General features: G+C 61.5%; 18 protein-coding genes. 4 read left to right on the forward strand and 14 right to left on the reverse strand.

Translation table 11 applies throughout. The features are described 5' to 3' along the window. Positions 1 to 622: 622 nt before the first annotated feature. Positions 623 to 847, reverse strand: coding sequence for a hypothetical protein (locus AB1576_00390; protein ID MEW6080255.1), 225 nt, complete (start codon positions 845 to 847; stop codon positions 623 to 625). A 45-nt stretch (positions 848 to 892) separates the two neighbouring features. On the opposite strand from AB1576_00390, the gene AB1576_00395 reads away from it, so the two are divergent. Beyond that, positions 893 to 1,840, forward strand: coding sequence for a peptidylprolyl isomerase (locus AB1576_00395; GenBank protein ID MEW6080256.1), 948 nt, complete (start codon positions 893 to 895; stop codon positions 1,838 to 1,840). An 870-nt stretch (positions 1,841 to 2,710) separates the two neighbouring features. Here AB1576_00395 and AB1576_00400 read toward each other — a convergent pair. Continuing rightward, complete coding sequence (locus AB1576_00400; GenBank protein MEW6080257.1) at positions 2,711 to 3,826, reverse strand: hypothetical protein; 1,116 nt, start codon at positions 3,824 to 3,826, stop codon at positions 2,711 to 2,713. Positions 3,827 to 4,089: 263 nt separating this feature from the next. Continuing rightward, complete coding sequence (locus tag AB1576_00405; protein ID MEW6080258.1) at positions 4,090 to 5,853, reverse strand: sigma 54-interacting transcriptional regulator; 1,764 nt, start codon at positions 5,851 to 5,853, stop codon at positions 4,090 to 4,092. Positions 5,854 to 6,558: 705 nt separating this feature from the next. Between AB1576_00405 and AB1576_00410 the strand changes: the two genes are divergently transcribed. After that, entirely contained in the window at positions 6,559 to 7,179 is a 621-nt protein-coding gene (locus AB1576_00410) for a flavodoxin family protein (GenBank protein MEW6080259.1), read from the forward strand. Between the two features lie 65 nt (positions 7,180 to 7,244). Here AB1576_00410 and AB1576_00415 read toward each other — a convergent pair whose 3' ends face one another. Further along, complete coding sequence (locus tag AB1576_00415) at positions 7,245 to 8,597, reverse strand: putrescine aminotransferase (protein ID MEW6080260.1); 1,353 nt, start codon at positions 8,595 to 8,597, stop codon at positions 7,245 to 7,247. 275 nt (positions 8,598 to 8,872) lie between these two features. Between AB1576_00415 and AB1576_00420 the strand changes: the two genes are divergently transcribed. After that, a complete protein-coding gene (locus tag AB1576_00420; GenBank protein MEW6080261.1) occupies positions 8,873 to 10,624 on the forward strand; it encodes a sigma 54-interacting transcriptional regulator in 1,752 nt (583 codons plus the stop codon). A 3-nt stretch (positions 10,625 to 10,627) separates the two neighbouring features. Here the strand turns inward: AB1576_00420 and speE are convergent, their stop codons facing one another. The 10 genes from speE to AB1576_00470 form a co-directional block, all read right to left on the reverse strand. Beyond that, the gene (gene speE / locus AB1576_00425) at positions 10,628 to 11,452 is read right to left on the reverse strand and encodes a polyamine aminopropyltransferase (GenBank protein MEW6080262.1); all 825 of its coding nucleotides are present in this window, start codon (positions 11,450 to 11,452) and stop codon (positions 10,628 to 10,630) included. Positions 11,453 to 11,475: 23 nt separating this feature from the next. Next, the gene (locus AB1576_00430; GenBank protein MEW6080263.1) at positions 11,476 to 11,712 is read right to left on the reverse strand and encodes a MoaD/ThiS family protein; all 237 of its coding nucleotides are present in this window, start codon (positions 11,710 to 11,712) and stop codon (positions 11,476 to 11,478) included. Positions 11,713 to 11,807: 95 nt separating this feature from the next. Continuing rightward, positions 11,808 to 13,589 (reverse strand): aldehyde ferredoxin oxidoreductase family protein, encoded by a 1,782-nt coding sequence (locus AB1576_00435; protein MEW6080264.1) that lies wholly within the window; start codon positions 13,587 to 13,589, stop codon positions 11,808 to 11,810. Beyond that, positions 13,582 to 13,986: a 4Fe-4S binding protein gene (locus AB1576_00440; protein ID MEW6080265.1), complete on the reverse strand. Its 405-nt coding sequence runs from the start codon at positions 13,984 to 13,986 to the stop codon at positions 13,582 to 13,584. Before AB1576_00440 ends, AB1576_00435 begins: the two co-directional genes overlap by 8 nt. A gap of 39 nt (positions 13,987 to 14,025) precedes the next feature. Further along, on the reverse strand, positions 14,026 to 15,369 hold the full coding sequence (locus tag AB1576_00445; protein MEW6080266.1) for a putrescine aminotransferase: 1,344 nt from the start codon (positions 15,367 to 15,369) through the stop codon (positions 14,026 to 14,028). A 594-nt stretch (positions 15,370 to 15,963) separates the two neighbouring features. Then, a complete protein-coding gene (locus AB1576_00450) occupies positions 15,964 to 17,760 on the reverse strand; it encodes a sigma 54-interacting transcriptional regulator (protein MEW6080267.1) in 1,797 nt (598 codons plus the stop codon). Between the two features lie 34 nt (positions 17,761 to 17,794). Then, on the reverse strand, positions 17,795 to 18,199 hold the full coding sequence (locus tag AB1576_00455; GenBank protein ID MEW6080268.1) for an FxsA family protein: 405 nt from the start codon (positions 18,197 to 18,199) through the stop codon (positions 17,795 to 17,797). A 15-nt stretch (positions 18,200 to 18,214) separates the two neighbouring features. Then, positions 18,215 to 19,966, reverse strand: coding sequence for a pyruvate kinase (gene pyk, locus AB1576_00460; protein ID MEW6080269.1), 1,752 nt, complete (start codon positions 19,964 to 19,966; stop codon positions 18,215 to 18,217). A 34-nt stretch (positions 19,967 to 20,000) separates the two neighbouring features. After that, a complete protein-coding gene (locus AB1576_00465) occupies positions 20,001 to 20,204 on the reverse strand; it encodes a glutamate decarboxylase (GenBank protein ID MEW6080270.1) in 204 nt (67 codons plus the stop codon). Between the two features lie 12 nt (positions 20,205 to 20,216). Continuing rightward, the gene (locus AB1576_00470) at positions 20,217 to 23,720 is read right to left on the reverse strand and encodes a DNA polymerase III subunit alpha (GenBank protein ID MEW6080271.1); all 3,504 of its coding nucleotides are present in this window, start codon (positions 23,718 to 23,720) and stop codon (positions 20,217 to 20,219) included. Positions 23,721 to 23,813: 93 nt separating this feature from the next. On the opposite strand from AB1576_00470, the gene AB1576_00475 reads away from it, so the two are divergent. Then, complete coding sequence (locus AB1576_00475; GenBank protein MEW6080272.1) at positions 23,814 to 23,975, forward strand: hypothetical protein; 162 nt, start codon at positions 23,814 to 23,816, stop codon at positions 23,973 to 23,975. Positions 23,976 to 23,984: the final 9 nt, after the last annotated feature.

Consider the following 23,984-nt stretch of genomic DNA (forward strand, 5'->3'; position numbering starts at 1 on the left):
TGCCTCTACTACCTGTCCATGTGTGAGATCCCCTCTCTTCATCGGCACCACTCGGTCAACGATATCCCTCAACCCAATGGCATCCAGCACAGGTTTCACAACATAGACAGCATCAAGTCGCTTCAAAACCCCAGCCATGGTGCCGCCAAATGCCGCCACCGGGTGCCTTTCTCGACCATCCCGAAGCCTTCTTATGCCTTCACCCCCCCAAGAAACACTCTATTGGAGGATTTGACATCGATCCTTTATAATCCTGGTTCCGAAGATTCCGACCATGTCCCTGGATACCCCTCTTCTCATGTGCGGAAAATGGGATTTCACGATGTTTGCCATGCTAGTTGCCTCCTTTTTCATTGAATCTGTGCTCAATCATTATCGCCAAGAGCCTCCCTCACGCTAGCAAGGTTCACCTCCAACGACATGACTTTGCCAGCTGAGCTCCAGACCTATTGCTTGGTAGAGACGGGTGCTGGGTTTCACCTGTGCCTTTCACCTTGACCCCTCTCTGTTTGGATCAACCCTACGTGGCAAAGGCTTGCTGCAAATCCTAGTAATCACCCGGCTTCTCCTTTCGTTGCCAATTATAATATGTTCCTCATAGCTTGTAAATAACCTAACGCAATCATATTAGCTTTAGTGACATGGCGAGCCCATAGCCCCTGCTCTCGTTGTAAAGCCACCAACCATTTGGAATGTCAACCAAGGCCAATACATGCTTTAGATTTGCCCAGTTCTCTCTCATCTTAGTGTTGACCAAGGAGCGGCGATCCCCATCCTCCCTCCATATCCCAGAAACCTCCCGGTGGCAAAGCACCATGGCAGGGTGGTATAATATCATTCGGGACATGCCTGACCCTCTCTCGCGCCCCAGTGAGGGGCGACACTCTTGCAGGTGGTGCTAATTGTGGCGTCTTCCAAGACAGGATTAGGCGGCATGGTCGCCAAGGGGAATCCCTTCTTTTACGTAACCATTGGCCTTCTCGTCGTATGTCTAGTCTTGGGTGTTCTGGCCTTCAATTCTCCCACGGCCGATCCTGCCGCGGGAAACAACATCATAGCCATGGTCAACGACGAGCCCATCACCAAGGATGAGCTCCTGGCTGAACTGAAAAACGCCGGAGCTCAGGCGGAACTGGACAGGATGATTTCGGAACGCCTCATCATGCAGGAGGCGGCCAAGATGGGGGTAACGGTTACCGAGGACCGACTCCAGGAGGAGATCGACAAGATCAAAGAGCAGTTCTCCAGCGAGTGGGAGTATACCACGACCCTTTCCTACAGCAACATGACGGAGGATATTCTCAAAGAGAGGCTTGTCCTTAATCTCATGGTTGAGGAGATCTTGAAGGAAAGGGTAGAGGTAACCGAGGAACAGGTGAGGCAGTACTTCGAGGACAACAAGGATGACTTCGCCCAGCAAGAAGAGGTCCATGCCAGGCACATACTCCTCTCCACCGAAGAGGAGGCAATAGAGGTCAAAAGACTCCTAGACCAAGGCGAGGACTTCGCCACCATGGCCAAGGAGAGATCCACCGACACCTCCAACAGTGAGCAAGGGGGAGACCTAGGCTTCTTCGGGCGGGGGCGGATGGCCCAGGAGTTCGAGGATGCGGCATTCAAGCTGCAAATAGGGGAGACATCAAATCCTGTTAGCACGGCCTTCGGCTATCACATAATCAAGGTGGAGGGTAAGAAGGAATACGCCGAGGCCAGATTCGATGATGCCAGGGATGACGTCCACGAGATCCTGTTCCAGGAAGCCCTTAACAGCCTGGCTATGGAATGGCTCTCCGAGATCAGGGGCAAGGCCAACATACGGAACTACCTATCGTCCAACTAGTCCGGAATACCCCCCACAAGTGACCACCGGTGCCGGTGGTCACTCTCTCATATGCGCCAGTGCTCTAGGGGCAATGAGGCCCCGCCTGTTAACCGTGCCTGGGGAGGATGGCGGCATTCGCGCAAGAACCTAAGAGCTTGAGGATTAGAGGTTTACTTGCGCCACTACCACGGTGAACACCGTATTGCCTGTGAAGAAGCCCCAGAAAGCTGGCCTCTCACTTTGAGGCGAAGGCACGCTGCCACATCTCCGCACCCACCATGATAAAAAAGGAGTTGGTGACCATGTAACCTATTATGGTAGGACTGGGCTTAAGCGACCACATCTCAGGGGGTGTCAAAGCCACGAGCCCCGAGTAGCCGCCAGCGCGGGCCAGCACCATGATGGGTATGATCACGTACAGGTTGGGACGAACACGAAGAACTGCATAAGATCGGTGTAGTGGACTCCGAAGAGACCAGACGCCACGGTATAAGATGCGAAGAAGAGCGTGGCCACCCAAGCGCATGTCTCATATGAGATGCCCCAGGGAGATCCAACCGTACGGAATACCGTAGCCGTGGCTGTGATCTGAGTACCTGCCGTAGCCACCAGGTGAACACCACCAGGGCAGGTGTAACGATGGCCACCATCTTGCTGAACCTGAGGTTCATTAACTCAAGGGGAGAGACACGTTGTTCCTGATGCCGATTCGCGTATCCTCGGGGCAAAGGCTGAGAACACGTACATCCCCACTATATAGGGGACGACAACCAGGATGGCCGGCACCCCAGAGGTATAGGTGAGAAGGCCATATCCGCCGCAACGGCGTGCCCGCCGTTGCCCGCTCCCAGAACCGCGATGGAGATTGGCTCCATTTCCTCACCCCCTTCACGAATGGCCAAGGCTGGCGAAGCGGCGAGACAGCTCCTCGGCTCTGTCCATAGCCTCTTCTATACGCATCTCGGCGCAGTCATACCCCAGCACCTCTCTCATGACCGCCTGGTGCGCTTCGCCGAAGCGCACTGAACCGTCCTCCCGGATTTCCTCGATGCCGTCGAAGCGCTGAGCCTCCTCGTTCAGGCGGATAGCCTCCTGCCTGGTAATCCCTGGCGGCATCACAGCTTCCACCCCTTCTCGAGTCATCCTGACAGGGTAACCCCCCGGCAGCCCCTCTGGCCCCGGCGCGTGACCCATGTCACCTGCGTCCCGGAGGATACCCATGATGATCCTGAGCACCGAGGACGCCACCAGCGGGTGCGCTTCCTTCCCGCCAGGCCTCTTCATCTCCCCGGGCAAACGGCGGAACAGGTCATCCCTGTCAAACTCCCCGGTGACGTCCGACCCGTGCACCAGTATCCTCAAGTAGCACGGGGCGCCCCCAGTGGAACCGAAGCGGGAAAGATGATAGCTGACGTAGTGGGGAGCCAGCAGGTACACGTCCACCTCTTGAGGCCGGAGGCCAAGCCGCTGGGCCACCAGCTCCTTCAGGGCGGGAACCACGTTATCCACGTTGCCGATGCCAACCTCCGGCGCAAGACCCACCTTAGCAAGGATGGGGTTGACCGCGTCGGGGAAGGCCGCGTTCACCACCTTGGCCTGGGGACTGGACACCTGGATCGCCCTCATCAGGCGCTCCGTCAGGGCAAGGTGCATGGGCAGCCAGGGACCATAGCGCGCCTGGTCAATCCGGTCATAGAGGTCCTCCGGCAACTGGGTGAGAACCCACCATGACTGAAGGCTCAGGGAATTGTAGACGATGTCAGGCTTCACCTGCTCCAGCACCTCGGCAGTAGCATCCACGTCCTGGAAGTCCACGGGAATGAACCTCGCCCTGGGGTTAAACCCCATCTGGAGCGCCCCCTGTATGGCGCCGTTGGTCTTCCTCACACCCCACTCCTCGTTCTTGTCCGCCGTCACGACCTCCATGGGAAACCCGGTCCTCACCAGGAATTCCAGAACCCAGCCTCCCAGATCCCCAAGGCCGGCAATGAAGACCTTCTCCATCAGCAAACCACCCCCTGATTGTGGGCATACCGGGTCAATCTCTTCCCGGCACAGATCCTCCTAGGATAACCCAAGCAACCTTCATGCCACAAGAGCCACAAACCCATTGCCAGGATCCCTGCACAACGCAGGGCAAAGAAAAAGAGGATGGGGCTTTTGTCCGCACCCCCTGATCGCCGGTTACCGGCATTTCATCTACATCCCGCCAACATCTCCGCATCCATACCGGGCTTTTCCCGGCCACGCTGTGATGACGCTCGTCATCACCCCTGATGCCCCTGGTCTCTCCAGGCCTTTCGCTTCTTCACTATGGTTGACTGGGAAATACCCAGGACACTGGCGGCCCTCCGCGTTGAACCATACCGCCTCAGGGCTAGCCTTATCAACTGTTCCTCCGCCTGGCGCACCATCTCTCTCAGGGGCACCATCTCATGCACTGACACCGCCTCTCCCTGCGGCCGGGCTGGCCGCCGTTTATTGTCCAGGGGCAACTCATCAACGGTGATCTCCGGCACATCTCCCATGATCACCAGGCGCTCAATGATGTTGCGAAGCTCCCGTACATTGCCGGGCCAGTCGTAGCTGGCCATGGCGTGCAGGGAAGCGGAGGAAAAGGTCCTGGCTGCACCGTACTGGCGGTTGAACATCTCCAGGTAGTACAGGCACAAGGGCATGAGGTCCTCCCGCCTGTCTCGAAGGGGCGGGATGGTGATGGGTACCACATTGAGCCGGTAGTAGAGGTCCTCCCTGAACCTGCCCTGGGCCACCAGGAGGTCCAGGTCCCGGTTGGTGGCGGCGATGATCCTCGCATTCACGGACATCGGCCTGATTCCTCCCACCCTGAGGATCTGCTTCTCGTGAAGAAGCCTGAGGAGCTTCCCTTGCATTTCCAGGGGCAGCTCGGCCACTTCATCCAGGAACAGCGTGCCTCCTTGGGCAAGCTCGACAAGACCCGCCTTCCCCCGCCGGTCCGCCCCGGTGAACGCCCCGGGCTCATAGCCGAAGAGTTCCGATTCCAGGAGTTCCCGGGGTATGGCGGCACAGTTGATCTCCACGAAGGGCTCGTTCCTGCGGGTACTCAGCTCGTGGATCATCCTGGCCAGGAGGCCCTTTCCCACGCCCGCCCCCCCCAGGAGGAGCACTGTGGTGTCCACCGCCGCTACCTTCTTGGCGATCCGGAGAACCCTCTGCATCTCCTCACTGTGGAAGACGAGACCCTGCTGGCCCTGGGCGACCTTGGCCAGGTAGAAGGCCTCCCGGGAGTCCGAGAAGAGCCCAACCCTGCTGGCCCTGGCCCGCATGCCCTCGAACTCACCGTCCTGCTCAGTTGGGTAGATGGTACGGATCTCCTCGAGGATCCCCTTGAGATCCCTGGTTACCGCCAGGACGTACCTCGTCGCACCGTCCTCCTGGGTAACCGGTGTGGCTGTCACCGCCACCCTCCGGCCGCTCGCAGTATCTTGCAGGATCGTAGCTGGCTTCCCGGCGAGGATAGCCCTGAGAGCGGCGGAGGGATAAAGCACGCCTGACCTGGTCATTTCCTCCACGTTCCGGCCCACAAGCTGGTAAGGCTTCATCCTGGTCATGTTCTCCGTGGCTCTCCCGGCCACAAGAACCGTGCCTAGGCCATCCATGATCCAGATGGAGTCCTCATTGTGCTCCAAGATGATGTCCAGGTACTCCAGGGCGCGGCTCGTGTGGGACAGGAGTCGCTCCATGGAGAGCACGCCGGCGAGAGCCCCTGCGGACGTCAAGGGGACCACCCCCTGCCGCCCCGAAATGCGGACCGCCTCCGCCAAGCTATCCCAGAGGGGCCTATCCGCGTCCAGCGACTCCACAGGCGCCCTCATTACTTCACCGGCCTGGGCACCAAGGCCCCCCTCGGTACCAGGGGGGATGTAGCCCAGCAAAGAGCCGTCCCTGGTCACCAGCAGGGGCCTGGAGGCGCCCGGAAAAGCGGCTCTTGACAGGAGGTCCTCAGGGGTTAACGTGACTGCGGGCTCCATGAACTCACTGATGGAGTGCATGCACCAGTTCTCCTCTAACCTAAAGACGTCTGGACCGGGACAGGGTGCGTTGCCTCGGCGAAGCACCTCTGCTCCTTGTCTACTTCCATTCCTGGGTCAACTCTCCTGCATAGAAGGCCCAAATGCCATGAACGGGAGTGCTGTGGCTCATGCCCTCCGGAACCATGTCACCCATTGGCCCGCTCCGCCACGGGCCTTCTGAACCTGGCTTCAGATGCCACTGAAACCGGGAAGGAAAAACGCTTCTCCTATAAGAATTGAAGTCAATATCATGGACCCGCTTCCATAACGATACGGGGGCCGGACCAGTGACACAAGACTACAGTTTCTAAGGTGGGGGCTGAAGCAGGCCAACCTCGTGGCCCAGGGTCACTCGGGCAACAAGCCACAGCTGCTCTCCATACGGAGGAGGCTATAAGGCATCCAGTCTTCTCCTTTGTGAACATCCTCCAGCCCTGCGCCACCTCGAACAAGGCTAACACCTGCCAGCGGGTGTATGATCTCAACGCCCAGGGTCACGACCCAACCGGCCTCGTCCCGGCTTTTGAGGGGGCCAAGGGGTGGGAAAGCCGGTCCTCACGGGGTGTTATACAAGGAAAGCGCCCTGCATTCACGAGGTGCTGGTGGGGGCGGGTGCCCAGGTGATGGTGAACCAGATCCGTAGACCCCGTCAAGGGTCAAACCCAATTGGGAGGCGTATTTCTAATGGAAAACGTGAGCATCCTCGGACTCATGGGGAGTCCCCGGCGGAAGGGCAACTCCAGGATCCTCTTGGACAGGTTCCTGGAGGGCGCGGGCGAGGAGGGAGCCGTTACCAGAACACTCATCCTGGAGGACCTCTCATACTCCCCCTGCCGGGCCTGCGGGGGCTGCGACAAGACCGGCATATGCGTCGTGAAGGACGACATGCAACTGGTCTACGAAGAGGTCAAGAAGGCTGGCGGGCTTGTTGTGGCATCCCCCGTACACTTCGGGAGCATGAGCGGCAGGACCAAGATGGCCATAGACCGCTTCCAGTGCTTCTGGGCTGCCAAGTACCTCCTGGGCAAGGCCAGGATAAGGCTGGAAGAAGGCAGGCTTGGCTTCTTCATCTGCACCGGAGGCATGAAGCCCCCTCGCTTCTGCCAGAATGCCCTGGAGATCGTGAAACTGTTCTTCACAATCACCAACATAAGGCTTGCGGGGGAGCTGTGCTTCCGAGAGGTGGATGCCGCCGGCGCCATCCTCGACCACCCCACAGCCATGGAGGAGGCCTTCCAGGCGGGGAGGACCTTCGCCCGGAAGGTGCGGGAATCCCTCCAGGAACCTAAGGGGAGCGAGGCCTGAGGCATGAGCGAGGGGGGCCCGCAGGCCCCCCCACCTTCTTCCATTGCCAGATCTTAGCTGCCCTCTCACAGGGTGCGGGAGACGTCTTCGAAGGTCTGTGAAAGCACCTCGAGCACCCTGTCCACCTGCTCCTCACTGATGATCGCTGGTGGCTCTATCCTGAGAACCCGGGCGTTGTTCAGGGTCCCTCCCACCAGGATCCCCCTGGAGAAAACCCCCTTTGCCACTTGATAGCCCACCTTGTGGTCAGGGAACTCCATGCCGATGAGCAGGCCCTTGCCCCTCACGTCCCTCAGTACACCGGGATAGGTGCCCTGGAGTACCCTGAGCCCCTCCATAATGCGCTGGCCCTTCCTGGCGCACATGCCGGGGATGTCCAGCTCCAGGGTGATCTTGATGGCAGTGATGGCCGCCGCGCAGCACAGTGGGTTCCCGCCGAAGGTGGGCGACCCCAGTATCCAGGGGTTCTCCGTCATCCTCTCCCACAGGTGCGGCCGGGCCACGATCCCTGTTATGGGGGCCACGCCACCCCCGAAGGCCTTCCCCACCACCAGGATATCCGGGACAACCCCCGACTGGTCCACGCACCACATGGTGCCTGTGCGGCCCATGCCTGTCTGTATCTCGTCGGCTATGAGAAAGACCCCGTAACGATCACAGGTATCCCTGAGCCGGGGCATGTAGTCAGGGGGTGGCACGTTTACCCCACCCTCACCCTGTATGGGCTCTACGATGACCGCGGCCACCGTCTCCCCCACCGCCTGGAGGTTCTTTATTGCGGTCTCCACAGCCGCTGCGTCCCCATACTCAACGTGTTGCACACCCTGGATCAGCGGTATGTAGGGCTCCCGGTAGAGCCCCTTCCCGGCACAGGACACGGCACCCATGGACTTGCCGTGGAACGCGCCCACCGTAGAGATGAAGTAGGTCCTGCCTGAGGCAAGCCTGGCAAGTTTCAGGGCCATTTCCACGGCCTCGGCGCCGCCATTACAGAAGAAGGAGTACTGCAGGTCCCCGGGGGTCACCATGGACACGAGCCTGGCGAGGTAGCCTCGGAGTGGGTCCACCAGCTCCTGGCTGTGCAGCGCGTAGCGGCCCAGCTGCGCCCTAACGGACTCCACGACCTCAGGGTTCCGGTGACCCAGGGTATAGATGCCGAATCCCCCGAGGCAGTCAATGAACTCAACCCCGTGGGTGTCCCGGAACACCGCGCCATGGTCCTCCCATTCAACGAAGGAGTAGTCGGTGGACACCGACTTGCGGTATTCAAGTATTCCTGGGTTAACGTAGCTGGTGAAATTGGCGATGGAATCCTTCACTATCCGTTCCCTGGCCTCTTCTGTGAGATCGGACCCCCTGATGTAGGAGAGTACCCTGGATGCCTCCTGCAGGATCTCATCCTTGGGGTATGTGGTCATCGTACCGCCTCCTTGGTCTTGTCTCTTGCTCCTGGCCTCACACTCATGCAATACCCGTGCCGGAAGGGAAACCCAGGCCTGGCGCTGCCGGGGACTCCTCTTTTCTCACCCCCCTTATCAATTTCGATAAGGCAGGCGCCCTGAGGGGAGCCGCCTGCGCGGGCAGGCGTTATCCCCAGTGATAACTCGTTACCGCAAGTGAGAATGGCCTGAGAGGAAACGGGCTTTCCTGAAAGAAGATCCTTAGCCAGATCCTGAGAAAGGAGGCATGGGATTTGAGCCGCCTCGGGCGTATCTGCCACACGGTCCAGGCTGTCGCTGACGCCATCTCAGCAGCCCTGGGCATAGAAACGGAGGTAGTAGATGACGAGCTCACCATCGTGGCTGCCACGGGAAGGTACAGGGACAAGGTGGGCCAAAAAGAGGAGGAAGGACGGGTAGATGCAGGCTACCTCTATGGAAGGGTGCTCACCACGGGCAGCGAGTACATAGTGGAGGATGCGGCCCAGGACCCTACCTATGACCCCTCGGTGGCCCGGGGTGAGACAGAGGAACTGGCAGAGGTGTGCGCCCCCATCACCGTCGAGGGTGACGTGGTAGGGGTGATAGGCCTGGTGGCCTTCGACAAGACCCAGAGGGAGACCCTCCTTGGCAACAAGGAGCAGTTCCTGCTGTTCGTGAGGCACATGGGTACACTGGTGGCATCCAAGGTGTCGGAGACGGAGAACTCTGACCGCCTGGGCGCCATCATCGAGTCCATCCACGAGGGGGTGATCGCCGTGAACAACGCAGGGCAGGTCACCCACTGTAACCGGAAGGGTGAGGAGCTCATCAGGCTCGGGCGACCAGAAATCCTGGGCCAAAACCTCCTAGCCATACTCCCCAGATCCTCCATCACGGAGGTGGTGGCAACAGGTAAGGGCTACGTAGACCGGGAGGAAACCTGCGACCGGGGCGGCGAGCGCCTGCGGTTCATGGTCACAGCCAAGCCCCTTTTCTCTGGGGATCGCACAATCGGCGCGGTGGCATCCCTCAGGGACTGCAGGGACGTGTACAGGATGGTCACGGACATGACCGGGGGTGGCGGGGGCTGCTCCTTCGAGGACATCAAGGGCACCAGCGAGGCCCTCACAGAGGTGAAGGAGAGGGCCCTGAAGATCGCCGCTTCGAATTCCACCGTTCTCATCATGGGGGAGAGCGGCACAGGCAAGGACCTCTTTGCCAGGGCCGTCCATGCCGCAAGCCCCAGGGCATCGGGACCGTTCGTGACTGTGAACTGCGGCGCGATACCTGAGACACTCCTGGAGTCGGAACTCTTCGGCTACGAGGGGGGAGCCTTCACGGGGGCCCGCCGGGAGGGAAAGGCGGGGAAGTTCGAACTGGCCAGCGGGGGCACCATCTTCCTGGACGAGATTGGCGACCTGCCCCTTCACCTCCAGGTCAAGCTCCTCCACGTGCTCCAGCGGAGGGAGGTCGAACGCATCGGGAGCCAGAAGGTGACCCCCGTGGATGTGCGGGTCATAGCCGCCACCAACCACGACCTCGAGGAAATGCTGGGGGAGGGGGAATTCCGGATCGACCTCTTCTACCGCCTCAGCGTGATACCCCTCAGGGTGCCTCCCCTAAGGGAGCGCAGGGGCGACATCGCGGTACTCGTGGACCACTTCCTCAGCAAGCACTCAAGCCTGGCCAGGAAGTTCGTAGGGGGGGCTGGCAAGGAGGTGCTCGACCTGTTTTACAGGTACGACTGGCCGGGGAATGTCAGGGAGCTGGAGAACGTGGTGGAATACGCGGTGAACATGGAGTCAGGCTCAGTGATTACCCTGGCCAGCGTGCCGTCGCGGGTTAGGACCTCCCCTCCTGAGCAGGGACCCGAGATCCCTCTCAGGGAGAGGGTGGCGCTCTTCGAGCGCTCCTTGATCGGGCAGTACCTGCAGCGCTTCGGCAATACCTTAGAGGGAAAGAGAAGGGCCGCCCAGGCCCTGGGGATAGGGCAGGCGACCCTCTATCGCAAGATCAAGGAGTAGACCCTAGGTACCCAGGAGGTCCTTGAGGAAGGGCGGCAACACGAAGGATGCAGCGTGCATCTCGGGGCTCCAGTAACGGGTGTTCCAGGGAGCGGGGCTCCTGACCTGGGATGGGTCAAGCCCCTTGGAGCCTGCCGTGAAACTCCAGTCCCAGCACGAATAAACAGGTACCGTGGCCCTGAACAGACGGGTCACCGGGAAAACGCTGGACACCGTGTTGAAGATCTCCCTCACCAGGCCGGGCTGGAAGAAGGGGGGTTCTGACTGGGCCACTATCATACCCTGGTCCTTCAGGGCTCTCTCGCAGGAGGAGTAGAAGGGAAGGCTGAAGAGACCTATGGACGGCCCTATGGGGTCTGTGGAGTCGATGATGATCACGTCGTACTCGCCCTCGTGCTCCTTCACGTAGCGGACCCCGTCATCGATGTTCACCCGCACCCTGCTGTCCTGGAGCGAGTGGCTCAGGGAGGGGAGGAACTCGCGGCAAACCGCGATGACCCTCTCGTCCAGCTCCACGAGGTCCACGGACTCGACAGTGGGGTGCTTTAGAACCTCCCGGACACTGCCGCCATCACCCCCACCCACCACCAGCACCCTCCTGGGGTCCGGGTGGGCCGAGAGGGGCACGTGTGCCATCATCTCGTGGTAGATGAACTCGTCCTTCTCCGTGGTCTGGATGATGCCATCCAGTACCAGGGTGCGGCCGAATTCGTCGGTGTCAAGGACAGCGATATCCTGGTACCTGGATTTCTCCCGGTGCAGCGTCCTCCTAACCTTGACCTGGGCCGCAAGGTAATCAGTATGCTTTTCCGTGAACCACATCTCCATGGGATCCTCACCCCTTCCCGGTCCTATCCCCCCGAAAAGGGGGAGAAGAAAGCCACCTTGTCACCGTCACACGGCACCCGGTCAAAGGCCGCCTTGCGGCCATTGACGGCTCCGAAAGACACAGAATGCCTGGCTATGCCTAAAAGTTCCAGGATGCCCCCCAGGGTCATGCCCTCATCCACCCTAACCTCTGTGAGAGCACTTCCTCCCGGAGCGTAACGCCTGAGCGACCCGTGGAGCGTCACCTCTATACGGGGCAAAGTGACTCCCTCCCTTTCGCCCGGGCAGGCGGTTTCTCCTCCTTCGAATCCCGGTCTTACGCCAAGGGGCAATGGGGCCCTACAGGGAGCTCCCCCTATTTCGCCACGTCCTTGTCGATCCCCAGTCCCTCCAGCTTCGAGGCCGTGGGCACGCCCTGGTGGTCCCATCCCCTCAGGGAGTAGTACTCCGAAAGCATCCTCTCGAATTCATCCCTGGGGATCACCTGCCCCTGGGCACTGCCTGAGGGCATCGGGTCATCATGGACCCTTGCGGGCAGCACGTCATGCTCCCGGCGAAAGCCAGCCTTGACGTTGAGGAGCCTGCCCAGGTTCCATATCCTCTCTCCCGCCTTCTCCATCTCCTGAGCTGTGATGGCCCGGCCCAGGCACCCTGAGGCCACAGCAGCCATGGTCTCGAAGTTGGAGCTCCCCCAGAAGTCGCAGAGGACCAGCGAGAACTTGATAGAGTTCTTGTGCTGGCCATCGATGACCAGCTGTGCCTTGCCCTCGATGGTGAAGGGGTTCACGTTGCCCAGGGCCTCGTCCCCTACCGGCCATGCCCTCATATGGCAGGCACCCCGGTCAGAGGTGGCGTAGGCCAGCCCCATGCCCCAGGATCCCCTGGGCTCATACGCTGGGAACTCCAGGCCCTTCACGTGCATGGCATACTCTGCCCCTCCATACTTCTCTGCCAGGTGCTTGACGCCCTTGCCCAGTTCAGCTCCGATCCCTTCCCCGCGGGCGATGAGCCCTGGGGCTTCCAGGTACTTCGTGGTGTCTCCGAACCGGAAGCCTAGGTCGTGGACACCCCTCTCGGCCAGCTCCATGGCGAAGGCCATGGCCCCGCCAGCCGATATGGTGTCAAGGCCAAGGTCATCGCAGGCGGCGTTGAAAGCGACTACGGCCTCCAGGTCGGAGATCCCGCAATTGGATCCCACCAGGGCAAGGGTCTCGTACTCAGGCCCTTCCACTCGAGCCTGGTTCACCTCGACATAGTTGCCGCATGCCAGGGGACAGCTGTGGCAGGCCTTCTTGCCCACGCGGTGGCCCTTGAGGGTGCTAGAGGTGAGGTTCTCGAAGGCCTCGAAGGTTCCCTCCTGGAAGTTGCGTGTGGGGAGTATGCCAGCGCTGTTTGTGGCCTCCACCAGCGCAGGGGTGCCATCGGTCTGTGCCCAGAGGTTCGAGTCCGTGAGGACGTCCTCCTTGACCAGCCTCTTGAGGTCTGCCATGAAGGCGCTGATGCCAGGCACATTCACCTTGCCTGTCCCGTTGACCGCCACGGCCTTCAGGTTCTTGGACCCCATGACGGCCCCCACGCCGCCCCGGCCGGCCTGGCGGTAGAACTCGCTGGTGATGCAGGCCATGGGAACCAGGTTCTCCCCGGCGGGTCCGATGGCCAGCACAGGGGGCCTGGCACCCAGCTCCTCCCGGATGGCCATCTCGGTGTCGCTGGCGCCCTTGCCCCAGAGGCCCTCAGCATCCCGGAACTCTACCTTGCCGTCATTAATGTAGACATACACGGGTTTCTGTGCCCTCCCTGTGAATATCACGCCATCGTAACCCGCGTACTTGAGTATTGACCCGAAGCTGCCCCCTATGGAGCAGTCCAGCACCGTCCCAGTGGCCGGGGACTTGGTTATCACTGCCAGCTTCCCTGAGCAGGGCACAACCGTGCCTGCGGAAACACCAGTCATCAGGACTAGCGGGCACTGGGGCGACAGGGGATCGGTGTCACCGTCGATGAGGGACGCCAGGTAGCGATAACCCAGTCCCTTGCCACCGTAGTAGTCCCGAGCCCACTCCAGGTTCAGGGGTTCTAATCTGTAGGTCTTGGACCCTAGGTCCACCCTGAGTATCTTGCCAGCGTAGCTAGTCACACTGCCCCACCTCCAGGACAACGGCTCCCACGGGGCACCAGTCGACGCACTGGGGGTCTCCCCCGCATAGGTCGCAGATGCCTACCGCCTCGTCCCCGCGATCCACTATCACGCCGTGGGGACACTCCTCAATGCACGCGCCACACTGGGTGCACATGTCCGGGTCAACGTGAAGGCGGCCGTCCAGCCGGGAGATGGCCTCCACGGGGCATACCTCGATGCAGGCGCCGCAGTTATCACAGACCCTTCCCTCTACCCTGAGCCCACTGGTGTCATAGTAGGACTCCACCTTGAGCCTGGCCCTGGCGGGATAGAAGGCGTTCTCTTTCTGGGCTGAGCAAGCCAGCCGGCACAGCTGGCATCCGGTGCACTTATCTGCCAGGAACTTGAGATTCATTGTATCCCCTCCCTCCCTTGCCACATACAGAGCCCATTCCTACCTGCTTGCCTTCTCCAGTACTTCTCCCATAACTCCAATGACCCTGTCTACCTGTTCAGTGGATATGGTCAGTGGCGGCTCAAACCTGAGGGTCTTGGCGTTCACCAGGGTACCCGCAACGAGGACCCCGTTGTCGAACAGGCCCTTGGCAACCTCGTAGCCCTTTTCGTCGCTGGTGAACTCCACACCGATGATGAGGCCCTTACCCCGGACCTCCAGCGCCACACTAGGATACTTCGCCGTGACTTCCTCCAGCCCCTTCAACAGGCGGTCGCCCATCTTGGCGGCGCGTTCACAGAGGTTCTCCTCCAAGAGCACGTTTATGGTGGCGATGGCGGCGGCGCACGCTAGGGGGTTCCCCCCGAAGGTGGTGGTGTGGAGGAAGGGGTTGGGGGTCATCTTCTCCCACACCCTGGCGCTGGCCACGAAGGCCCCGGCGGGCATCACCCCACCCCCGAAGGCCTTGCCCAGCGCGAGGATGTCTGGCTCTACATCCCAGTGCTCGCAGCAGAACATCTTGCCGGTCCTCCCCATGCCCGTCTGGACCTCATCCAGGATGAGGAGGGCACCATACCTCTCGCAGGCGGACTTTACCTTGGGCAAGTAGCCGGCGGGGGGGACTATGACCCCGCCCTCACCCTGGATGGGCTCCAGGAGGACAGCGGCGACGTCCTCGCCGATGAACTGGCAGCTCTCCAGCATCTTCTCGATGATGCCCGCGTCCCCGAAGGGCACGTGGTGGAAACCGGGCACCAGGGGCAGGTAGGGCTTGCGGAAAACCGCCTTGGAGGTGGCCGTGAGCGAGCCCATGCTCTTGCCGTGGAACGCCCTGGTCGCAGCGATGAAACTGGTGCGCCCTGTGGCCAGCCGGGCGAGCTTCAGTGCGCCCTCGACGCTCTCCGTGCCGCTATTGGTGAAGAAGGAGTACTGCAGGTTGCCAGGGGTCAGGTCCGACACCAGGGTCGCCAGGATTGCCCTGAGCGGGTCCAAGAGTTCCTGGCTGCACAAGGCCTGCCGGTCCAGCTGGTCCCTGACTGCCTTGAGGATCTTGGGATGACGGTGACCACAGTTGTAGATCCCGTATCCTCCCAGGCAGTCGATGTATTCCTTGCCGTGTATGTCCTGGAAGGTACAGCCGAAGTCCTTCCACTCCACGGCTGTGTAGTCGTTGGAGACTGACTTCCTGTACTCCAGGAAGCCTGGATTGACGTGATCCTTGAACCCATCCACGGCCTTCTGGACCATCCAGGCCTTCTCTTCCTCGGTTAAGGTCGCCTTGGCGACCATGTCGAGGGCCTTCTGGCTGTCCCGGACTATTTCCGCCTTGCTCTTCTGGCTCATGGTCTATCCCTCCCAGGTTCATTTGTTCCAAACCGCTGGCGGCACCAGAGGCCAGAGGCCGCCAGCACTCTCCCTGGACTTCTCCTCTAGGACGATTTCCCCAAAACCCCAGCCTACCCAGTTGAAGAACTTCATGGGCCCCATCCATGCCCGCCAGGGGCCTGGGCCAGCAGGACTTCTGGCTGAGTGACACGACGATCATGAGGAATATGGAGACGAGGAAGCCCGGCACGGTACCTATGTAGACGGCTTCCCATGTGGCCCACTCCGGCCTTACCCTGCTTTTTATGTGAGGTCATCTCGTCTCCCGGGCCCGTCCTGGGCTGAAGTCCTTGACAAAGCCCAAGGCCCCCGGAAACCCGCTGTGTCACGCATAGACCACCCCCTGAGTCTGGAAACCCTTGTTCATATACACGCAATAGTCATGCCAGGCGCATGCCCCCCCTGTAACTGGGCAAAACCTTCAGTATGGGCCCGCCATGGTCCCAGAAATGGTAAAGGCGAGCCGCCCTAGGGGCGTCGCCACGGCACTATCCCTCTCAGCCAGTGCTCCAGGTCCAACAGTGAACCCATTCTCACAAGTGGGACAACGTCTTACAATGGAGAAGAGATGCCTAGTTCCACCATTTTCCTGTAGAGGGTGGCCCTGCTGATGCCCAGGGTCCTGGCCACCTTCTCCTTCCCCTCCCGGCCCTGGCCGAACCTGGCCAGGAGTTCCTCCAGGATCTCTCTCTCGTGCCTTTGCAGCCTGCTCTTGAGGGAGCCCGAGTCCTCTTTCCCCCGGAGCGTGGCCTTGCGTATCCGCTGGGGCACCCTCTCCAGGGTCACCACGGAGCCCGTCTCCATGTTGACAGCGTACTCCACCGCATTCTCCAGCTCCCGGACGTTGCCCGGCCAGTCATACGCGGTGAAGGCAGCCATGACCTGTGGGTGAAACCCGGTGATCCGCTTTCCCAGGAGCGTGGTGTGCCGGGAAAGGCAGTGGTTCAGGAGAACCGGTATGTCCTCGGGGCGCTCCCTGAGAGGCGGCACTGCCAGGGGTATCACGTTGAGGCGGAAGTAGAGGTCCGAGCGGAACTCCCCCTCCCCTATCATGGCGTCCAGGTCCCGGTTGGTGGCGGCTATCACCCGCACATCCACGGGGATGGCCCGGGTGCCGCCCACCCTGTCAACGGTCCTCAGATGGAGGACGTGAAGGAGCTTGGCCTGGAGGTGCAAGGGGAGGTCACCAATCTCATCAAGGAAGATAGTGCCGCCGTCCGCCAGCTCGAACTTGCCGGGCTTCCCCTCCTTCCTGGCCCCGGTGAAGGCCCCTCCCTCGTAGCCGAAGAGCTCGGATTCCAGGAGGGATTCGGGTATCGCCCCGCAGTTCACGGTTATAAAGGGGCCCGCCGCCCTGGGGCTGGAGCAATGAATGGCCCTGGCTAAGAGCTCCTTGCCCGTGCCGCTCTCCCCGGTTACCAGGACAGTGGAGTTGCCCCGGCTGATCTGCCTTGCCTGGGCCTTCAGGCTCCTAATTGCCTCGCTCTCCCCCTGGATGTCATCGAAGGAGGATGTCTCAGACCGGGAGGATATGTTGTACACAAGTTTCCTGACCTCGGCGATGCCCCTGAATGACGCCACTGCCCCCACTACCCGGCCACCCACCACGATGGGGTTTGAGGTGACCACCAGGTGCCGCCGGTTGGCCCCGGAATGGTGGATCTCCTCCCGCTCGGTGTAGCCCTGGCCGGTCCGGAGCACATCCAGGATTGGCGAGGCCGGCCAGAGATGGGCAATGTGCGTCCCTACCAGGTCCTTCCGGGGTCTCTCCACCAAAACCTCAGCCTTAGGATTGCAGTGGGTTATGATGCCCTCATGGTCGATGGCGATGACGCCCTCGTGGATGGTCTCGATGATGGTCCTGAGACGGTTGGAGAATATGGTGAGTTCCTCCATGACCATTGTCTCCCGGGCCTTGCTCGCCAGGAGGAAAGCCATCTTCTCCAGGAAGTCCAGGAGCCGCTGCTTCCTGCCCAGGAGGGCCCCCCGTTGCTCTGGGTCAAAGGCCACCAGGCCCACCACGCCAATCACACGCTCCCCCATCTTGATGGGACAGCAGATCTCCCCCACCTCATCGGTCTCCCCAACCAGTGAGGTGGGGTCATAGGTTGGGTCTGAGGCGGGATCCTCAACAACGCAGGGCTCACCGGTGCGGAGTACCCTAGCGTACATGAAGTCCGCTTCCCGCCGGCCCCCCTCTTCCTTGGTGCCGATCTCCCTCTGGTATTTCCCGGTCCCCGCCACTATCGTGAGCTCGTCATCAACTATCTCCGTCTCCACGCCCAGCGCGGCGGAGATGGCCTCGGCGACCTGCTGGACGCTGGGACCGATGGATTCGAGAATCCCCACAGCTCGCCCCCCTGGCCCCTCTGGGGGCCCCATCTCACTCTCTCTTCCTCGGCCTTACTATCCACACTGTGGGACCTGTGACCCGGGAGAGCAGCCACCGCCCGGCATAACCCCTTATCCATGCGCGAGTGGGCTGAAGGAGCAGGAGGAGCCCCATGGTATCCGTGATGAAGCCAGGGGTCAAGAGCAAGAGACCGCCCACCAGCACGAGTGCGCCGTCCATTAGCCCCCGGGCAGGCACACGGTGGTTCTCCAGGTCCTCGGAAATGCGGCGGAGCACCCCGAAACCCTCCGACCGGGCAAGGTAGGCACCCAGGACTGCAGTGAGGAGGATCAGGGCCACTGTGGAACTCGTACCGATGCGCCGGCCCACCTCTATCATGACGGCGACCTCCGCCAGCGGCACCAGGGTGAAAAGAAGCAGGATTCTCCAGAACAAGGCAGGGCCTCCCTCTCAGAGTACGGTGGCCTTCCCCCGGTAGACTAGTCCCGCCGAGGCATCCACCGTCACCTCCATCCCGTCATGGAGGAGGCTCATGGCCCCCCTGGCCCCCACCACTACGGGGATGCCCAGGCTGAGGCCTACTATGGCGGCATGGGAGGTAAGCCCGGCTTCCTCCGTGATGATGGCTGAGGCCTTCTCCATGTAGGGGGTGTACTCCCGGTCAGTGCCAGTGGCCACCAGCACCTCCCCCGGCACCAGGGCGCAGGCATCCTCAACCCGCTTCGCCAGGCGGGCCATGCCCGAGGCTGAGGACAACCCTATCCCTGTGCCCCTTAGAAGCACATCCCCGACGGTGTGAACCTTTATCATATTCGTGGTCCCCGGCACCCCCACGGGGATACCCGCGCTCAAGACCACAAGGTCTCCCTGGTTTATGGTTTTCGCCTTGAGGGCGGCCCCTATTGCGTCTTGTATCATCTGGTCCGTGCCCGCCACCCGGCCTACCTGGAGGGGCTTGACACCCCAGACCAGCAGGAGTTTCCTCAGTACTGTCTCGTCAGGGGTGGCTCCCACCACCGGGGCGACGGGACGGTACTTCGCAACCATGCGGGCAGTATGCCCTGAGGTCGTGGCAGTTATGATGGCCTTGGCCCCCAGGTCCGCCGCCATGGCACAGGTGGCGTAGCTGATGGCCTCGGTGACCGAGGCGAGCCTCGTCTCCCGCCTTAGGTAGTGAAGGATGTCCTCGTGCCTCAAGGCAGACTCGGCCCTGGCAGCAATGCGGGCCATCATGGCGCAGGCCTCCACAGGGTGCTCCCCTACGGCGGTCTCCGCGGAGAGCATCACCGCGTCGGTTCCATCCAGGATGGCGTTGGCCACATCGCTGGCCTCCGCCCGGGTGGGGCGGGTCTTGGCCACCATGGACTCCAGCATCTGGGTGGCTGTTATGACTGGCTTTCCCCTGGCATTACACCGGGCGATGATCTCCTTCTGTGCCAGGGGCACCTCTTCAGGCTCTAGCTCCACCCCCAGGTCGCCCCGGGCCACCATCAGGCCGTCAGCCACCTTCAGGATGTTGTCCAGGTCCTCCAGGGCCTGGCGGGTCTCGATCTTGGCTATGACATCGGCGGTGCCCCCGGACTGCTCCAGGACACGCTTGACCGAGATCACGTCGCCCGAATTCCTGACGAAGGAGGCCGCAAAGAAGTCCGCGCCCTCCTGGGCCGCGAACTGGATGTCACTGGCATCTTGGCTTGATATGTAGGGTACCGGCAGGGACACCCCTGGCATGCTGACCTTCTTACCAGCGGAAACCCAGCCTCCCCCTATGACACGGCAATGCACCTCATCCCCCTGGATCCCCTCGGCCAGGAGCACGACATTGCCGTCATCCACAAGGATCCGCTGGCCCGGACCTATCTCCCGGGCGAGTCCCGGGGAGTTCACGTAGGCTATGCCGCTGTCCCCCAAACCCTCCCTGAAGGCCAGCACGAAGAGGGCGCCCTCCTCCAGGCACACAGGGCCACTGGCGAACCGGCCAAGGCGAACCTCTGGGCCTTGACCGTCCAGGAGAACTGCAACCTGGCCACCGGAAGTCCTGGCTGCCTCCCTGAGGCCGTCCAAGAGTGACCGGTGCTCAGGGCGGGACCCGTGGGAGAGATTGATCCTGGCCACGTCCATACCGGATTCTATGAGCCTGAGAATCGTGTCCCTGTCCCGGGTGGACGGGCCCAGGGTGCAGACGATCTTTGTGCGACGCATATAGAAGTCTCCTTGTGCCTTCCCTGCGAGGCCCCTATACCTCCCTCAGGATGCCCAGCACGAGTTCGTGTGCTTCCTCAGCCTCACCCTTCGGTACCAGTATCTCCACATTACAGGAGACACCGAAATGGGGGATGCCGGCAGGCCTCAGCATCACCAGGAGTCCTTCCCTCGCCAGCACATCCCTGAGCATTTCGGCGATGGAGTTGTTCGGCGCTATGTAAACCACAGTCCACATGCGCTTCCCTCCCTAGTCTCGCTCGGGAGTACTCTTTCGCCCCTTCGCCGCCATACTCCTCTTCAGGCCCGGGGGCGGTGATCCTGAGAGCGCTATGGAACCCCGCCCCAAGAGCGACTCGACATCGGATACAAGCTGGGCCCCCGGGGCCACCCAGTACTCTTGGGGAACGCGAACCGCTCGCTGGTCTCCCTCCACCCTCATGTACACCGGGCAGGCCCCGGGGTGTGCCGCCAGGACCTCCTTGAGCTGGCCCAGCCGCCTTGCCAGGGACTCCCTGGACCCGCCCTTCAGTTTTATGAAAACATCGCCTATCTCCCCGTTTTCCCCGTTCTCCGGCTCGCCTGCAGGCTCCTCCCCCAGGACCCACACCTCGTCCGCCAGGACCTTCACATCCTCCTCCTGGACATCCAGCCTGCCCTTGACGGCCACCGCCGCCTCGCCCTCCAGGCACTCCCGGCAGCGCGCGTACACCTTGGGGAACACCACAACCTCGATGGAACCCACCAAGTCTTCCAGGCTCACGAAGGCCATGGGTTCCCCGTTCTTGGATGTGATCCTCTTACACTGGGTCACGATGCCCGCTAGGCTGACCTCACTATTGTCGGGTAGGTCCGGGAGCTCCGCCGTTGTCGCGGTGGCGATCCTCTCCACATCCTCCTGGCGGTCCAGGAGGGGGTGGCCGCTGACGTAGAGACCCAGGATCTCCTTCTCCATGCGCAGGAGCTCCGCCCGGGGGAGTTCCTCCAGGTCAGGAAGTTCACCGGCGGGCTTCCCGAAGGACCCGGCATCCAGGTCGAAGAAACTGAGTTGCCCCGAAGAGCGCTGCCTCTGCAGGTCCTGCCCAAGTTCCAGGGCCCTGTCCATGCCAGCCAGGATCTGGGATCGCCTCCCCATGCCACCCAGGGCTCCGGCCCTGGCCAGGCTCTCCAGGACTCTCTTGTTGACAGACCTCAAGTCCACTCGCTCGCACAGGTCTGTGAGGGAGAGGAAGGGGCCATCCTTGCGGGCCTCCAGCACGCACTGGATGGCTCCTTTCCCTACGTTCTTCACCGCGGCCAGCCCGAACCTGATGGCCTTCGTGCCCTGGTGGTTCACAACGGTGAACACCTCGTCGCTCTCATTGATGTCAGGGGGCAGCACCTGGATACCCATGCGGCGGCACTCGGCCACGTAGAGGGCCACCTTGTCGCTGGATCCCCCCACGCTGGTGAGGAGCGCGGCCATGAAGTGGACCGGGTGGTTGGCCTTGAGGTAGGCAGTCCTGTAAGCTACCAGGGCGTAGGCAGCTGCGTGGGAGCGGTTGAAACCGTAATTGGCAAACTTCATGATGAGCTCGTATATCTCGCCCCCGGACTTCTCGTTTACCCCGTTCCGCAGGCAGCCATCCACAAAGGCCTCCTTCTGCTGGTCCAGCATCTCCTTCTTCTTCTTGGACACCGCCCGCCTCAGGAGGTCCGCTTGGCTCAGGGTGAAACCAGCCATGGCGGCAGCCACCTGCATGATCTGCTCCTGGTAGATCATGATGCCATGGGTGTCCCTAAGGATGGGCTCGAGCCTGGGGTGAAGGTAGCTGGGGGTCTTCCGCTTGTTCTCAACGTACTGGGGTATGTGCTCCATGGGACCGGGCCTGCAGAGGGCAACCGCGGCTACCAGGTCCTCGAAACACTCCGGCCTCATTTCCCTGAGAAGGTCCCTGACCCACCGGGACTCCAGCTGGAACACACCCAGGGCCTCTCCCCGCTGGAGCATGGCGTAGGTCTTCTCGTCATCCAGGGGAAGGGAGTCAATATCAAGGACCTGCCTGGTCTCCCCGGACACGCCCCGGGCAGCGCCATCGATGACAGTGAGGGTCCTCAGGCCCAGGAAGTCCATCTTCAGGAGGCCCATGCGTTCCAGGACCTCCATGGGAAACTGGGTGACTATTGCCCCCTCGGGCATCCTCTGCAGGGGAACGTGCTCTGAAAGAGGGTCCGGTGAGATCACGACCCCTGCGGCGTGGACCGATGTGTGCCTGGGAAGGCCCTCCAGGGCCCTGGCGAGGTCCACCAGCTCCCTTACCTTCTCATCTGACAGGTAGAGGGAACGGAGCTCCTGCACCTGGTCCATGGCCTTGTCCAGGGTCATTCCCACCTGGTAGGGTACCATCTTCGCCACCCTGTCCACATCGGCGTAGGTCATGCCCAGTGCCCTGCCCACATCCCTTATGGCGGCCCTGGCCGCCATGGTGCCGAAGGTGATGATCTGCGCCACGCAATCCTCACCGTAGCGCCTGACAACGTAGTCAATGACCTCGCCCCTGCGCTCGAAGCAGAAGTCAATGTCCATGTCAGGCATGGTGATGCGGTCGGGATTCAGGAACCGCTCGAAGAGCAACCCGTAGCGCAGGGGGTCAATGTCCGTGATCCCCAGGAGGTAGGCAACCAGGCTTCCGGCGGCGGATCCCCGTCCCGGCCCAACCGGAATACCCCTCTTCCTGGCGTACTCGATGAAGTCCCACACAATAAGGAAGTAGCCGGCATAGCCCATGCGGTTGATGATGCCCAGCTCGTACTGTAGCCTCTGAGTGACCTCGTCACCCCCTGAGGGGTAGCGCAGGGTAAGTCGCTCCTGGCACAGGTGCCTGAGGTAGGATGCCGCGTCATGGCCCTGGGGTATGTCGTAACGGGGAAGGAGGATCTTGCCGAACTCCATGGCCAGCTGGCAGCGTTCGGCCACGGCCATGGTGTTGGCCAGGGCATGAGGGTAGTCGCCGAAGAGCTCCTCCATCTCCTGGGCGGACTTCATGTAGAACTCGCTTGTGGCAAAGCGCAGCCGTCCAGGGTCAGTGATGGCCTTGTTGGTCTGGATGCAAAGGAGCACATCCTGAGCCTTGGCGTCCTCCCTCCGCACGTAGTGCACGTCGTTGGTGACCACCAGGGGGATCCCCAGGTCCTGGCCCAGGGTGATGAGCCCCTCGTTGACCCTCTTTTGCGCGGCCATGCCGTTGTCCTGGAGTTCCAGGTAGAGGTTGTCCCGCCCGAAGACCTCCCGGAGCTCCTGAGCGGCCCTCTTGGCGGCATCGTACCCGGAGGTGAGCCTGCGGGGCACCTCCCCGGCCAGGCAGGCAGTGAGGGCTATGAGGCCCCTGGAGTGCTTGGCCAGGAGCTCCCGGTCCACCCTTGGCTTGTAGTAGAAGCCCTCCAGGGAGCCCAGGGACACAAGCTTCATGAGGTTAAGGTAGCCCTCCTGGTCACTGGCCAGGAGCACCAAGTGGTAGGGGTCGTCATCAAGCCTGGGCTCCCGGTCCTTCCGGCCCCTTGGGGCAACGTAGACCTCGCAGCCAATAACGGGCTTTATGCCGTGCTGGCGGCAGAGCCTGTAGAAGTCCACGCAGCCGTACATGTTCCCGTGGTCCGTTATGGCCAGGGCGGGCATGTCCAGGTCAACCGCCCGCTTGACCAGGGCCTCCAGGCGCCCTGCCCCGTCAAGAAGGCTGTACTCGGTATGCACGTGCAGGTGCACGAAGGATCCCAACCTGTTTCGCCTCCTGACAAAACCATAGCGTGGATTCCAGAAATATGGTATTATCTAGATTGCCGGGGCACATCCATAAGGAGGTTTAGCGCCATGCCATGGAAGAAGTGCCCTTTTTGCGACGGGCTTTCCTACTCGGCGGCCACCGTCTACCAAACCTGGCTGTGCCCGTATTGTGAAAAGGACATCGCATCGGCCAAAGACTGCCAGCCTGACCGGGAAGAGGTAGAAGCAGCCAAGGCAAACCCCCGCTAGGCCTATCAC

This window comes from Bacillota bacterium (assembly GCA_040754315.1).
Lineage (GTDB): Bacteria > Bacillota > Sulfobacillia > DUSP01 > JBFMCS01 > JBFMCS01.